Origin of the sequence: Sphingobacterium sp. UBA2480 (assembly GCF_002341965.1) — a bacterium.
Lineage (GTDB): Bacteria > Bacteroidota > Bacteroidia > Sphingobacteriales > Sphingobacteriaceae > Sphingobacterium > Sphingobacterium multivorum.
Map to the genome: position 1 here is coordinate 773,979 of NZ_DDPA01000009.1, position 14,846 is coordinate 788,824.

Annotated in this window: 14 protein-coding genes; 4 read left to right on the forward strand and 10 right to left on the reverse strand. The window is 43.2% G+C overall.

All coding sequences use genetic code 11. From position 1 onward, the window contains the following. Positions 1-8: 8 nt before the first annotated feature. From B3600_RS23880 to B3600_RS23915, 8 genes are all read right to left on the reverse strand, one after another. On the reverse strand, positions 9-935 hold the full coding sequence (locus B3600_RS23880) for a hypothetical protein (RefSeq protein WP_286754680.1): 927 nt from the start codon (positions 933-935) through the stop codon (positions 9-11). Between the two features lie 162 nt (positions 936-1,097). Next, positions 1,098-1,667: a hypothetical protein gene (locus B3600_RS23885; protein WP_182332226.1), complete on the reverse strand. Its 570-nt coding sequence runs from the start codon at positions 1,665-1,667 to the stop codon at positions 1,098-1,100. Between the two features lie 67 nt (positions 1,668-1,734). Next, positions 1,735-2,268 carry a hypothetical protein gene (locus B3600_RS23890; protein ID WP_286754681.1) on the reverse strand — a complete coding sequence of 178 codons (534 nt, stop codon included), beginning with the start codon at positions 2,266-2,268 and terminating at the stop codon, positions 1,735-1,737. Positions 2,269-2,347: 79 nt separating this feature from the next. After that, positions 2,348-2,716 carry a hypothetical protein gene (locus B3600_RS23895; RefSeq protein WP_286754682.1) on the reverse strand — a complete coding sequence of 123 codons (369 nt, stop codon included), beginning with the start codon at positions 2,714-2,716 and terminating at the stop codon, positions 2,348-2,350. Between the two features lie 41 nt (positions 2,717-2,757). Then, a complete protein-coding gene (locus B3600_RS23900; protein WP_286754683.1) occupies positions 2,758-3,498 on the reverse strand; it encodes an HmuY family protein in 741 nt (246 codons plus the stop codon). A 223-nt stretch (positions 3,499-3,721) separates the two neighbouring features. Further along, complete coding sequence (locus B3600_RS23905) at positions 3,722-4,405, reverse strand: hypothetical protein (RefSeq protein WP_205398521.1); 684 nt, start codon at positions 4,403-4,405, stop codon at positions 3,722-3,724. Positions 4,406-4,434: 29 nt separating this feature from the next. Continuing rightward, the gene (locus B3600_RS23910; protein ID WP_286754684.1) at positions 4,435-5,190 is read right to left on the reverse strand and encodes an HmuY family protein; all 756 of its coding nucleotides are present in this window, start codon (positions 5,188-5,190) and stop codon (positions 4,435-4,437) included. 47 nt (positions 5,191-5,237) lie between these two features. After that, positions 5,238-7,616, reverse strand: coding sequence for a TonB-dependent receptor (locus B3600_RS23915; RefSeq protein WP_286754685.1), 2,379 nt, complete (start codon positions 7,614-7,616; stop codon positions 5,238-5,240). 311 nt (positions 7,617-7,927) lie between these two features. Here B3600_RS23915 and B3600_RS23920 point away from each other — a divergent pair, with 311 nt between their 5' ends. The 4 genes from B3600_RS23920 (at position 7,928) to B3600_RS23935 (ending at position 11,701) form a co-directional block, all read left to right on the forward strand. Beyond that, positions 7,928-8,785, forward strand: a complete 858-nt coding sequence (locus B3600_RS23920; protein WP_286754686.1) for a heme/hemin ABC transporter substrate-binding protein — start codon at positions 7,928-7,930, stop codon at positions 8,783-8,785. A 5-nt stretch (positions 8,786-8,790) separates the two neighbouring features. Next, positions 8,791-9,822, forward strand: coding sequence for a FecCD family ABC transporter permease (locus tag B3600_RS23925; RefSeq protein WP_286754687.1), 1,032 nt, complete (start codon positions 8,791-8,793; stop codon positions 9,820-9,822). A 33-nt stretch (positions 9,823-9,855) separates the two neighbouring features. After that, the gene (locus B3600_RS23930; RefSeq protein ID WP_286754688.1) at positions 9,856-10,647 is read left to right on the forward strand and encodes a heme ABC transporter ATP-binding protein; all 792 of its coding nucleotides are present in this window, start codon (positions 9,856-9,858) and stop codon (positions 10,645-10,647) included. A gap of 91 nt (positions 10,648-10,738) precedes the next feature. After that, positions 10,739-11,701 (forward strand): helix-turn-helix transcriptional regulator, encoded by a 963-nt coding sequence (locus B3600_RS23935; protein WP_115048478.1) that lies wholly within the window; start codon positions 10,739-10,741, stop codon positions 11,699-11,701. Positions 11,702-11,719: 18 nt separating this feature from the next. Here B3600_RS23935 and pdeM read toward each other — a convergent pair whose 3' ends face one another. After that, positions 11,720-12,382: a ligase-associated DNA damage response endonuclease PdeM gene (gene pdeM, locus B3600_RS23940; RefSeq protein WP_286754689.1), complete on the reverse strand. Its 663-nt coding sequence runs from the start codon at positions 12,380-12,382 to the stop codon at positions 11,720-11,722. Next, entirely contained in the window at positions 12,379-14,841 is a 2,463-nt protein-coding gene (locus B3600_RS23945; RefSeq protein ID WP_286754690.1) for a ligase-associated DNA damage response DEXH box helicase, read from the reverse strand. Before B3600_RS23945 ends, pdeM begins: the two co-directional genes overlap by 4 nt. Positions 14,842-14,846 lie beyond the last annotated feature (5 nt).

Consider the following 14,846-nt stretch of genomic DNA (forward strand, 5'->3'; position numbering starts at 1 on the left):
AAGGCGTATTAGTTTAGCGTGATATAATAAGTATCCTCTAATAATACTTTTCCTGATTTGTCTACCATTTTTAGCTTGTTGATTCCACTACCCGCTACGTTGGACGGTATAGGGATGGTAACCGTCATTGCGGTCACATCAAATACCGCATTGTTTATAGTATATTCTTTATTCAGATTGTCAACTGCGATGAAATGGTCAAAATCGCTTTTAAAATAACGCTCGTAAAGGACTTTACTTTGCAAAGGAGCCACAAAGTTTTCTCCTTTTTTAACGCTATATAACAGATTACTCTTTATTAATAGATTGAGGATGCTAGGTAAGACAGCCTCAAATGAATCGCTTACGATGGAATAACGGCCTGAGACCAATTTGACCTTATAGCCAGTACCTGCTTTGAAGTCATCTGGAGCAGCAAAAGTAACAGCAAAATTAGTGGGTACTATATTTTTGCTAAACGAAAGTAATGTTTCTTTTCCATCTTTATCTATTAAATAGCCTTTAGTTTGTGTCTCGTTGGGTATAATGTTTTCTCCGATAAAAGTAAAAGTATTCGGATCAGTGATATAGTATTGACCAGACGATAAACTGTTAAACGTAGCTTGTACTATGGGCTGATTGTATTGGAAGGTCAAAGTATAGTTTTTGCTGGATCCGTCCTGTGCCCGAACAGTATAGGTGATGGGTTTTTCGGATTGGAGTTTTATCGATGTACCCGAAGCAGGCGTAATAGTCGCTAATTCGGAAACTTTAATCGTAGGTGTAATGCTTTCGGGTTGCTCCACTAAGGGTGGCCAATATAAGATAATCTGGTCTTCCACGATGCTGGCTGATAAGGTTTTACCATCAGCATCCTGAATGCTAAAAGATTCGATGTCATTGTAGGGCAGGCTTGGGTATTCCGTTTTACAGGACCAGCATGTTAGTGCTAGCATAAAAATCGCTAGAAATTGAAGGATATGTATTTGTTTTTTCAAAAATGAGTGTTGCATAATTTTTTTGGTTAAAAAAATCGTTATGCGGATGTTGATTAGGCTAAAAAGATCCGCAACCCATCCACCAGGTTGCGGAATCTTTCATTCATTAAATAGGAAGGACTATAATGCCTTAACTTCGATATTGGTATCTGCTTTTACTTGTAATTGACCTGCCACTACTTGTTGGCCAACATTTGTAAAATTAATTAACTTAACAGCATACGAAGCTCCGGAAGAATTTCCGACCAACACTGTCAAAGGTTGGATTGCTTGGTTTGCATGGCTATCTAAATCATATTCATACCATTCGCCACTACCCTGTGATGATACTGAAGTCGCTGTTGCCCAATCTGATGCTGTAACGGAAGCGATGTCTTTTGCTACCGTTCTGATCGAATAAGATCCATTAGCCTTGATCGAACCATTTACATGGCTAAAGAATGCAACTTGACCAGAGCTACTTAAGCTTTGTGCACCTGTAGCAAGGTCGACATATACTGCAGGCCAAGTTGCTGCAGCTGCTGGGCTCCACCATTGACCTACAACAGTGTAGTTACTATTTGCTTTAGCTTGGTTCAGCGCTAAAGGAGCTGTTGCTGATTCTGTTGTTGGGGCTGCTGCCCATACTGCTGCCGATAGCACAGTCACGGCCATCGCTGATTTTAAGATAGTTTTGATGTTTGAGTTCATGTTGAGATCTCCTCTTGTTTTAATTTATTTAATTTTGATGCCACCATGGCATACTGTGGATGCTTGTTTATGATTCCGTTATTGTACTTGGAGACAACTGTGTCTTTACAACATCGGCCCAGTCTTTAAATTGGAATTTGATCTGCAAATTATCAAAGGTTCCGATTGGAAGAGTCGCTGGTAATGAAACTGTCATTTCGGTACGGTTATAAGATTTAATAGTCAATGGATAATCTTTTCCATTGAGTGTCATGATAACGGCCGTAGGATCTAGAATAACCTTATCTAGGCCAGCTTTTATGGTCCAATCTTTATTTTTTGCGAGATTTAGACCCAGTAAGCTAACAATTACGTCAGGTTGACGGTATGTAATTTTGAGCGGATTGGCTAATGTAATTATATGGTTGATGTTGGTTACCTCTACATCATAGGTACCTGCTTTAATATCGGATGGAATGCGGTTTTCCCGTTCGGTACCCGTATAGCTTAATTGGTATCCAATCCCCGATACTTTCAGGCTATTCGGCGTAGCCATTTGATACCGTTCTTTCGTTTCTTGATTAATCAGTGCAATACTCACCAATGCAGGGTTGGTATGCATAAAGGTCCCATTTATCGCTGGAAAACCAGCTCCAGGGCCTTTTGTAAGCGAAATAGAAGATGTCGATGCAAAAGTCGCTTCAAAAGATGGTGTACTTTGTAATTTTTAAGCTATAGGTTCTTGTGGTACCTGTAGCGGACTTTACGGTATACGTCTGGTTCTTTTCATCTGTTTTAACAGGCAAAATTTCTTCTGTTAAACTAGCACCATTCGCGACCTTAATAGTAGGGTCGATGACGAGCAACCCATAATAATAGGGAAGATATACCGTAATGACATTTTTTTCATTGTCTATAGCGCCATAGATAACCTCATCATTAGGGAGGTTGGTGACCTTGTATTCGATTATCTTATCTGCTGGAAGTAAGGCTAGTTCTTCCGTTTTGGTGCAGCGGGTTAGCAGCAATCCTAAAAAAAGGAAGCTTAAAATGCTGTATATTCTTTTCATGTTAGTTTAGTGTCTAAATCAGAATGCTTAGCTTATATTATTTAGTTAGCAATCACAAATTTGGTACTGCCAGCTTTGGCAAGCACATATTGGAATGTAAAGAATGGTGTTGGTGAATCTTTAAACCAATCTTTTGGATCCAAGAGGTCTTTATAGATACTTTGTATCTTGATCTTGGCATAGTTTCCCTGAGCTGTACGGACGATCAATGTATTGCTTTCAATTGGATAGCAAACGTGTTTTTTGTTTTCGGCTCCACCACCTTTGATTACGCCATCAAAATCATATAAATACCAACCTAGACCTTCACCAAATGCTCCTGAATCATCTGTACCATATGCTTTTTCACCTTTGCGGAACTCGGCGTCTGAAGGGATATCGATTACATCTTCAAATTTTTTCTTCACAATGAGTATACCACCTTTCCCTGGGCCACCTTTACCAAATCCGTTTGCTGTATTATTGCAATTGATAAAACTGCGGTATATTTCTGAGCAGGAGATGTCCCATCGTGCGGTTAGTTTATAATCCGGTGTCACAGCTTTGTTCTGTTCTAGGCTGTAATATATTGGTGATTGCGCCGTGGTTGGTGCACTTCCAGCAGGTAAGTCTTCGCCAAAATTCTTAACAGTAATCAAGCGGTTGAACATAGCTTCTGGTGCAACAGGATCTGGTTCAGGCTCTACTACTGTGGGCTCGCTTTTGCTACAGGCCCCCAACACAATTAAAAATGCCAATACCGGTATGAATTTTAATAGGTTGCTGCGTTTCTTTATTTTCATTGTTACTAGTTTTTTTGTGTTAGTCGATACTTTGTCCCTTTTCTATATATGTAGTAGGGCTGTTAGTATGTTATTTTTATTTAAATTGATTCTAAATAATAGTAAAGATAAAATCTTTTGCTGATAAAGTGTGTATGAAAATTGGTATTTAATATATTTTTTTCGGTTTTTGATTTTTGGTTAACAAAGGCAGCTGGAATTTTAACCAGCTGCTATGTTGATACTATTTAAATTCTTGGTAATCGATAGAGTAGAAAACATAATTATCTGACGCCATTGCTTTATTTGGTGTCTCATTGGAATACACGCTGTTGACTCTAAATTTAAAATATGGCTTTCCATCTTTTGAAAGAATAAACGTACGGTCTTTAATAGCAATGACATGGTGTGTGGTCATATCATAACCGGCCCATCCAATAGCAGTAGGAGTTAATGCAATACCAGCTTTGTTATCGGTCAATGCTACGAATTGATCTGCTGAATTGACGTTCTCATAAGCCTTATCTATATAGGATAGTGTAAATGATTTCGTGGTGTTTGCAATCACATCCATGACGCGTTGTTGTGCTATAAGGGTCAATGGAGCATCAGTCGTTTGTAGTCCATCATTCTCTTTAAAATCAAAATAATAGGTTTGTGCTGCAGTTGTTGTTGCTTTTCCATCTTCACCGATTGTAAATTGTTTAAAGTTACGAAGTGAATAGGTATTGCCTGTACGCTTGATTGTTCCTTGTGTATTGATCGTTTTGGAAACCTTTGTTAAATCAACAGTTTCACCGTCTTTGACCATAACCTTAGCTTGGTATTCTGGCTCGACTTGCTCCACCTTATCATCATCTTTGCTACAAGAAGTAAAACCTAAACTCAATGCACATAGTAGTGCTGCTGTTGTAAATAATCTATTCATCTTTAATTTAATTGTGTAATTTTTCCTTATTATAATGTGTTTGTATTTAAATCTTTGCTGCCATTCTGCTGTACATAATATTTAAATGTATAGTATGGGGCAGGCCAATTGAGGTTGGTTACCGCCGCTGGATTTCCCTTATAGGCATTGATCAGTTGCAACTTGGCATATTTGCCATCGGGTAAGCGAATCGCATAGGTACGATTGGGGAGCGCCTGCATAATATGGGTGCTTAAGCTATAGCGAAACCATCCATCAGAACCATCGGTTGCTGCCCAGCCAATTTTGTTTACTTCACTTTTGTTAAACTCTTCATCCGAAGGGGCTACAGTTACACTCTGATAGGCTTGTCGCAGTAAAACCACAGCGGTATTATTTGCCTGGCCGCCATAACCCGGATTGTATTCATGCTGGGAATTGTTCAGATAGATCTCCGAATTGTAAGGACCTGTAAAGGCAATATCCCAATCTTTTGTTTTAAGCCACTGCGCAGAATCGGCTTTTGTTTTAACCCATATTTGCTTTTGGTCTTTAAAACGAAAAAGAAATATAAAAAATGGTCTTTGCTCTTTTCCTTCAGTACCTTCGCCCATGGCTGCATCGGTATCGCCAGCAAGATCTTTGATCAAGGTACTTTTGCCATCTTCTAATCCGATAGTATAATCTTTGTCTTTCCCGCAGGATACGACTGTCAATAGCAATAGTGCTGAAAAAATACAGCGGTCAATCTTGTGAAAGGAAAGCCAGATGCTACATTCTCCTATAATCATGCGAATCGTTCTCATCTTTTATCTTGTACTTGGTGTGCTAAATTCGTGTTCATTAGTGCTTATTATTCTTTTATCCAACGGTAGCTGACGCCGCCCATAATAACACGTCCAGGTTGCCCGAGTAAATAACGGCTTGTAAAATTGAATAAATTGTCACCGATTAGACGCAGTGTCAATCTGCGGTTCATCAGACTCTTTTCCACAGTCATATTGACGAGTGTGTGATAGGGGATAAAAATGTCATATTTGTCGATAAACTGGTTGCCATTATATTCCTGAAAAGGTGTGGCACTTCTGAAATTGACCCGCGCATTGACATTAACGCCCCAGGGTTTATATTCATATTGGGCTTTTGCATTGAACATGTGTCTCGAACGGTCTTCAATACCCCAATAATCCGATTTTTTACTCTGGCGATATTCTCCTGTAGCGGGATCGTTGATCTGGTTATAGGGGTAACTTCCCTTGGCAATACTATCCAAAACACTTAGGTCTTTGGCAATCAGGTATTGATAGCCCATCGACAATTGCAGATCCTTGGTTGCCTGATAGGTCAATGAAACTTCGAAACCCTTATTCATTGCTTTGGGCAGGTTGCGGTAGCTATAGATCTGTGCTACTTTGGTCCCGTTACCCACACTGACTGTGTTGATCTGATTGTTGATCCGATGGTAGAAGACAGAGAAATCGGCCTGTAATCTCTTGGTCGGGTTCCAGGTCAGTCCAAGATTATTTGAAATGCTGGTTTCGGCTTTAAGGTTGCCCGCCACCAAATTGAGCATATAGCTGTTTTTATAACTGAGTTCTCCGGCTTGATCCATGGCTGCAATTACATCGGCTACGCGTTCCGAACCGACCACAAGATAATTGGCTGCTGGATTGAAGAAGACCTGATAGCGCATTTTATAGTCGGGGGCTTTGAATCCTGCACCAACACCGCCTTTGATAAGTAGTGTGGCGCTGACGTGGTATTGTAGACCCAGACTTGGACTCAAGTGGCCATTGTAGACGTTGGTCTGATCGTAGCGTAAGCCCAGCGTCGTCAATAAGCGGTCTACAGGTTTCCATTCGGTCTGTAAATAGGCGAATGCGCTGTTCAAAGAGCGTTTGGCATCCAGATCTTGGTTGTCCATCCGTTCAAGGCTACCACCTATACCGCCAGTAAGTTTAACCTGTTGTGCAGGGCTATACGCAAACTGCTGTTCAATGCGGTGTACATTCTGACCAAATTGCTCGGCGCTGGCAACAATACCTTGTTGCAACCATTGTGCGGCAATCTGGGAGTGGAAACGCGAGAAATAGTAACGCGTCATACTACGCAGTCCAGACGCAAAATTATGGTCGTAACTTGCCGAGAGATTGATGTCCTGATCTTTTTGTTTATCCTGCAGTGTGGCCGATTCAGACCAGGCATTGATCATTTCAGATTCCCGGGCTGCATAACGCCCTGTCACGCCCAAAGTGCCATTTTTGCTTGTACGATAACGCAGTCGGCCCTGGAAACTATAGTTGGTATAAGGCGGAAAAGTGGTGCTCTTGGAATCCAGGTATTGCTTGTCGGTATTAAAACCATCCGTGCGGTAGTAATTGCCCGAAAATACTGCGCTGCCGCGCTGATTAGCAAAAGGTGTCTCAGCTTCCAAAGTGGCATCGACGGTATTGAGACTGCCATAGAGGAGGGAAGCCTGTGCCTGTGGTGTGATAGCACCATGGCGTGTAATGATATTGATTGCACCACCTAATGCGTCACTGCCGTATAAGCAGGAGGAAGCTCCCTTGATGATCTCGATACGCTCAATATTGGTCACCGAAACACGGGACAGGTCAAAGTTGCCACTGTTGCGCCCCAGCATAGGTTGCCCGTCTACCAGGACCATCACGTAGTTGCTGCTGAATCCCTGGATCTGCACACCGACGGCTCTGGAGCCTCCGGCGATATCGTTAACAATGGCGATACCCGTCTGTTCTTTTAAAACTTCATCTAGCCGACGGCTGCCCATAAGCTCGATCTCGCGCTTGGTGATTACTTTAACGGGCATGGCTGCATTTTCGGCCTTAACGAGATTGTCTACAGCCTGCACTTTACCCTGCACATCAACTACATCCATCTGCCGTTCTTCAGCTTTTAACACAATGGTCAATTGCTGATTTTTGTCTTCCAAATCGATAATTTGACGGTACTGTTGATAACCCATGGCCTGTACCTGTAATTCGTAGCGCCCCGCATAGAGCTGGGAGAATTGAAATCTCCCAGCAGTATCTGTTTTAAAAGCATATTTATCTGGATAAAGATAGATAGTCGCATTGGCGACGCCTTTATTGGATTCGTTTTTCAATACACCGGAGATTTTCCATTTTTCCTGTGCTTGCACAGTGTAGATCTGGCAGGCGCAAAGGGCGATCAGGGTGCTTGTTCGAATAGGTGAGCTGCTTTTAAACACTATTTTTATTTTTAATAATTCTAAATAATGTTACAAAAAAAGGTAATCCTGTTGGATTTTTCTCTATGCAAAATGTCATAAATTCTATTTAATCCGTTTTTTATGGACTGAAAAGTAGTTTGGATTTAGTTATATGTTGCTGTTTATTAATGGTTTGTCAGGCTTTTTATGTTGAGGTATGCTGTTCTAAAAGAAATAATATAATTTGTATTTAGACTGATTATTGATTTGTTTTGTACTCAAGTTGAACGGCGAGAGGTAAAACCATTCCTGGTGATCCGCTATCGCCATAGTGGAGATAAAGAATTACAATGAGTAGATTTTATGTTATTATACTGTGTTTTTTGATGCAAATCGGTGGATGGGCAATGGCACAGCAGAGAATCATTACGTTAAACAGTTCGTTGACCGAAACGATCTATGGACTGGGAATAGGTGAGCACATGGTCGCTACCGATGTGACAAGTATATCGCCCAAAGCAGCGGCGGCCTTGCCGAGGGTAAGCAAGAACCGTTCGGTATCGGCCGAAGGTTTATTATCTTTTAAGCCAAGCATCGTTATTGCGAATGAAGGCGATGTATCCAAATCGGTCATTCAGCAGATTCGTGCGGCTGGTGTGAAATTTGTCTCCATTAAACCAAACTATTCTGTTCCGGGTGCACTTCGTTACATCCAGGAGGTCGCAGACGCCGTCGGTGAATCTGCTGCCGGTAAAAATCTGGTTTCGCGAACAAAATTAAGCCTGGATCATACCATGGAATTGGTGAAAAAGGAAAATCAGGGTAAAGCGGCACCCAAAGTATTGTTTTTATATGCCCGTGGTACGGGTACCATGAGTGTAGCGGGTAAAGGCAGTAGTCTGGATGCGATGATTAATCTGGCTGGTGGTAAAAACGCGGTTCAGGAATTTTCGGATTTCAAACCCTATACAACGGAAGCGCTGGTGCAGGCCAATCCAGATATTGTGTTGCTATTTGATTTTGGCGCAAGTAGTCTTGGCGGTGAGGATGCTATCCTCAAATTGCCGGGGATGCGTATTACGAATGCGGGTAAAAACGAACGTATCTTGGTGATGAATGCCTCGCTGCTGGTCAATTTCAGTAATCGGCTGCCAGACGCAATCTTAGCATTGCACCGTGGATTTGGAAAAGTGATGGATTCAAAATAAAGCCGGTGCAAAAGAAACAGAAATTTATCCTATTGACTTTGGGCCTGGTATTGGTTGTTGTCAGTATTGTTGCCTTGGGGATGGGGGCTTACCATATTCCACCCGCTGATATCTTAAGGATGTTGACGCAAAAATTGCACTTCGGAAGTGCGGGAGGTGTGCATAATATGCACGAAGATGTTCTTTTTGAGATTCGTATGCCGCGTCTTTTGCTCGGACTTTTGGTGGGTGCAGCATTGGGTATATCGGGTGCTGCGATCCAGGGTATATTCCGCAACCCCTTAGCGGAGCCCGGATTGATCGGGATTTCATCTGGAGCTTCTCTTTTTGCGGTACTGATCATTGCCTTTGAGACTTTTCTCTTTACCTCTTTGGCTGCTTGGATTGGCTATTATATATTGGCTTTTGGCGCTTTTGTGGGCGCTGGTTTGACCGCTTTTTTGGTTTACCGTATTGCCAGTAAAAATGGCCGCCCTAATGTGACGACGATGTTGTTGGCAGGTATTGCCATCAATGCCTTTGCGGGTGCGCTGACAGGTTTGATGACCTATATGTCTACAGAGCAACAGTTACGTACGATCACTTTTTGGATGCTGGGTAGTCTTGGTGGGGCTACTTGGGATAACTTAAGGGCTTTGGCGCCATTTATTTTGATCCCGGTGCTGATCTTACCCTTTTTTGGAAAGTCGCTGAATGCCTTTTCCCTCGGGGAGTTGCAGGCAGATCTTTTGGGTATGCGTACCGATCGCGTCAAACGCTGGGTGGTTGTTTTATCCACACTTGCTGTGGGAGCATCCGTTGCGGTATCGGGGATCATTGGTTTTGTGGGATTGATTGTTCCGCATACCGTTCGTCTGATGGGCGGGGCGGATCACCGATTTGTACTTCCTGGTTCATTGTTATTGGGGGCGTTGGTGCTGACGTTGGCAGATGTGATTGCCCGGGTTGCTGTTGCACCCATTGAATTGCCCATCGGCGTCATTACAGCTTTATTGGGTACACCGGTATTTTTGTATATTTTAATCAAAGATAAATAGTCTTTTGGCAGAGGCTTTAAAAATAATTGCATTATGCTACGTGTAGAGAAGATCAACTACGAAGTAAACGGACGAAAGCTCCTGAAGGATATTACCTTTCAGGTACGTAAAGGTGAAATCCTGGCAATCCTCGGAGCCAATGGCGCTGGTAAATCGACGCTGATGGGGGTGCTTTGTGGTGAAAAGAAGCCGGATTCGGGTGCTGTTCATCTCAATGGCAAGGCGCTATCGACATACGAACCTGCGGCTTTGGCCAAATGTAGGGCTTTACTGAGTCAACAGCAGCAGATGACATTGAGCTTTAACGTAGAAGAGATCGTGCTGATGGGGCGGTATCCGCATTATAGGAATACGCCCAAACAACAGGACTATAAAATCGTGGCCGAAACCATGGAACTTTGTGGAGTATCTGCCTTTGCTGAACGGGATTTTTTGAGTCTTTCCGGCGGTGAACAGCAGCGTGTTCATCTGGCACGTATCCTGGCGCAGATATGGGATAACCCAGATGCACTGTTGTTATTGGACGAACCTATTTCTGCATTGGATCTGCATTATCAGCAGAAAGTACTGGCCATTGCACGGGCACTTGCCCGAAAAGGATTTATGGTGGTGCTGATTGTGCATGACGTCAATTTTGCTGCCATGTATGCCGATCGAATTCTGATGCTCAAAAATGGCCGCAAGCTCTTTCATGGTACCCCGGTGGAAGTGTTGGCCCAAAAGGAGATCTATACGATCTTTTCGGTCGAGTCCAGTGTCATTATGAATCCAAGAACATTGAAACCTTATGTTCAGTTGGAGGAAATGGATATTGACTTGGATTAATCCTGTTATTTAGAAAGATTATAAATAATTTTAAAATACCATCTTATTTCGTTAATTTTAACTGCTTCAGGCTTATTTAGGATTTGTAATCATGTTGGTGAAAAGTAAAATAGTAGAGTTGGCAGATTGGCTTTTTGAAGAAGAAATTCCGGATGGCTATGTTCCCGACAAACCTTTGGTCGAAAATAGGATATCCATATCCAAAGATCCGGTCCATATGGAGAATTTTCAGCTATCGACTTCAGGATTGTTTATCTTGCATTCGAAAATGCAGTTTGATCGGCCAGTGCAGGTTCTTACGGAGATCGAGGGCGAGACCATAACCAGCCAGTTTATTTTCTTTAAGCCGACGGATAGCAAATTGCCTTACGGCATGAGCCGGCATAATATACGCTACATTCCCTCGGTCAAATCCATCCATGAAGTGGAACCCGGTATTGAGTATACTTATTTTATAGCTGTTATTTCCAAAGAGTATTACCTCAATCTGATCAAACGCGATTCGTTATTGCATCAGCAATTTGTGCATGAGATCGAAAAAGGCGAATACGTTTCCTTCTCAGAAGAAGATCTGATGGCGACCTATGAGATGCAGCATACCATAACCGAGCTGATTGAATCCAAAAAAAAGGGCGAAATCCGCAGGCTTCATACCGAGTCGCGTGTTGTTGAGCTGCTGATGTATCAGTTTGAGCAATATAATGAAAAAACGGAAAGCAATGATTCGCTCTTTCATGAGGAGGATGTGCAAAGGTTGGAGATGGCACGGCAGATTCTTGAACAGCGTATTGCCAATCCGCCGACGCAAAAAGAACTGGCCGCGGAGGTGTTGACCAGTGAAAGCAAATTGCGTAAGGACTTTAAGGAATATTTTTCAGTGACCATTCACGACTACCTTACACGGGTGCGCATGGAAAAAGCCAAAAGTTATCTGCTCGAAGATAAAATGACTGTCTATGAGGTGGCCTTGTTGACGGGCTATGGTCACCAGAATAATTTTAGCAGTGCTTTTAAAAAATATTACGGAATCTCTCCCGGGGAGCTCAAGATGTAATATAAACTGCTGCTTGGATTAGTTTCTTCTGATCGGGAAGATATGATCGTCCGAAATAGCATAACTTTGATATAGGGAAGACAGGTCTTTGCTGTCCAATCCCGTAAAAGTACTAAAAGCGGGAAGGATAATCTGATGAGTAGATACCAGAAAACAGGGTAGGCGAACCTTCCGTTTCGGTGGAATAACCAGGCTGATACCCGGATGGATATGTCCACTAATCCGAAATGAAGAGGAATCTGCTGCATCAGCGGGGTGGTGTTTAAATTGGATCTGTTGCATTTCGAAAACTTCTTTATGATGCTCTATACCGAAGCGAATGCCCATTTGTTGCGATAGGCGGTCGTGATTGCCTTTGACAAGATGAAGGTGGAGCTCAGGGTGGCGTTGTCTGAATGATTCCAGTAAAAGTACTTCCTGATTAATGCCGGCATGAATGAGATCGCCGACAACGATGACTTGCTTAGCTTGATAGTACGCTATTAGGGATTCTAATCGAGTAAGGTCCGTTATGGCAGTATCCGTCGGGATAGCAATGCCATGCTTTCTGAAATGTGCCGCTTTGCCCAGATGTAGGTCAGATAAGATTAACGTTTTTTGGTCTTTCCAGTATATAGAGCGTTGTGTGTTAAGGGTTAATTCCTGTTTATTGAATGTAATTGTTCGTTCTCCGATTTTCATTTTCTGCGCTTCTTTTTTTGAGCATTGGTCTTTTCCATGCGTTGAATCCGTTCAATCAAGGCTTCGCTCGACAGGGATTGCCGGAGGCTATCCACTTTTATCGGAAAGCTCAATGGCGTATACTCTTCGACAAAGGTATAACGTATTTTGCTCTGATTGATCCTTTCGAATGCATTTATTAACCGATGTTCTTCCAGTTGCTGGTTGAACACTTCGGTAAAAGCCTGTTTGAGCAAAAGGTTAGTGGGATCGTGTTCCATCAGTACGCGGAAAATAATCCCTGATGAGGCCTGTAATGATTTGTTGTTTTGCTGGGTGCCCGGATAGTTCTGCACAACCAGTCCCGAGATGACAGCGATATCCCTAAATTTGCGGCTGGCCATTTCTGCAGAGTTAATACTACTGATCACATCTTCCATCAGATTGCTGCGGCTCAGTACCTGTTCGAGCTGCATTTGACTGAGCTGAATTTCCTTATCGGAATAGAGTTCGAAGCCATAGTCGTTCATGGCCATGGAAAAGCTGATGGGGTACAACTTGCTGATGCGGTAGGCGACAAGCGCTGCCATGACTTCATGGATCAATCGGCCTTCCAAGGGGTAGAAAAATAGATGATGGCCTTCCCTGGTTTTGATATGTTCGACGAGGAATTCCGCTTCACTTGGCACGGCTGAAAGTTCAGCCTGTTTTTCGATCAGTGGCGCCAGGAAATGAAGCTCTTTTTCACTGGAAGGAGCGCTGGCTGCTGCAGCCAATTTTTTTCTCAGGAAATGGCTCAAATTGGACGATAAGGGAAGTCTGCCACCGAGCCAGCTTGGAGTAATGGCTTTACCCGACGAATTTCTTACGAATACCGTCATTTCCTTGACCATCGCTACTTCGAGTATCCGCCCCGCAAGGATAAAGCGTTCACCTTTTTTTAGTTTGCTAATAAAATATTCTTCGATCATGCCGATGTAACCACCGGAGAGAAACTTTACGCGCATCATGGCATCACCGACAATGGCACCTATATTGAGTCTGTGAAGTAGTGCAAGACGACGGTTTTTGATGATCCATTTGCCATCTTCATCTTGGATAACCTTGTGAAATTCTTCGTAGCGTTTTCCAATTTTTCCACCCGCGGTAATAAAATACATACACCATTGCCATTCTTCCGTTTCCATGTAGTGAAAGGCATGGGTATTGGCGACGATTGCATGCAGTTCTTCCGAACGAAATCCACCGCCCAAGGCGATGGTTACCATGAATTGAACGAGCACATCGAAGGTCTGAACCATGGGATCCCGGTTTTCGATCGTCTGCGTTTTTACGGCCTCCTTCAAGGCGGCGACCTCGATGAGCTCCAGGGAATGTGTGGGGACGAAATAGATCGTGGAAGTTTCAAATGGGCTATGTCCACTTCTTCCAGCGCGTTGCATAAATCGAGCTACACCTTTACTGGAACCAACTTGTATGACTGTATCTACAGGTTTGAAATCTACCCCTAAGTCCAAGGAGGAGGTTGACACGACCGCTTTAAGTTTGCCGCTGCTGAGATTGTCTTCGATCCATTCGCGGATATGGGCGTCAATGGAGCTGTGATGCAAGGCTATTTGTCCAGCAAAATCGGGGTGAGCCTGCAGCAGCAATTGGTACCACATCTCACTTTGGCTCCGTGTGTTGGTAAAGAGGATCGTACTTTTACTGGCAAGTATAATCGGGACGACCTGATCTACGAGGTTGCCGCCGAGATGCCCTGCCCAGGGAAGCAGTTCCACTGTGCTGGGGAATATCGGTTTGATGGCAATTTTCTTTTTCTCCTTGGCAACAATCTGGATACGTTTTGCAGCTTGTGGAAGCAAAACTTCCATCGCTTCTTCAAGGTTTCCGATGGTGGCTGTGATACCCCAAACGCGTAGGTTTTTTATATATGCTTTCAGAAAGGAAAGTGCCAGTTCGACCATTACGCCGCGTTTGTTGCCCATGAGCTCGTGCCACTCGTCAACCGTCACACATCGGAGATTTTTAAAATATTTATCGCGTTGTTTTTGAGCAAGCAGTAAGTGCAGGCTTTCTGGAGTAACGAGTAAAACGTCAGGCATGGAGCGGGTTTGCTGCGCTTTGATCTTGGGATCGGTGTCACCATTACGCACCTGTACGATCCAGTCGAGTCCAATTTCATCTATTGCTGTTTGCATGGCCCGCGCCAGATCTTTGGCCAAAGAGCGTAGGGGCGTAATCCAAAGGAGCTTTAGCCCCTTTTGATAGTGTTCCGGATGATTGAGGAAGTCCATCAGTACGGCCATAAAAAGGGAGAAAGTCTTCCCAAACCCTGTAGGCGCGATGACCAGCCCGCTATATCCTTGCGCATATTTTTCCCAGGCCTTGGTCTGGAAGCTAAAAGGGGCGTTTCCCTGCGATTTAAAATAATCACTGATTATTCGAAAGCCGTCACTATATGCTATTTTTTCGTTCAATGTGT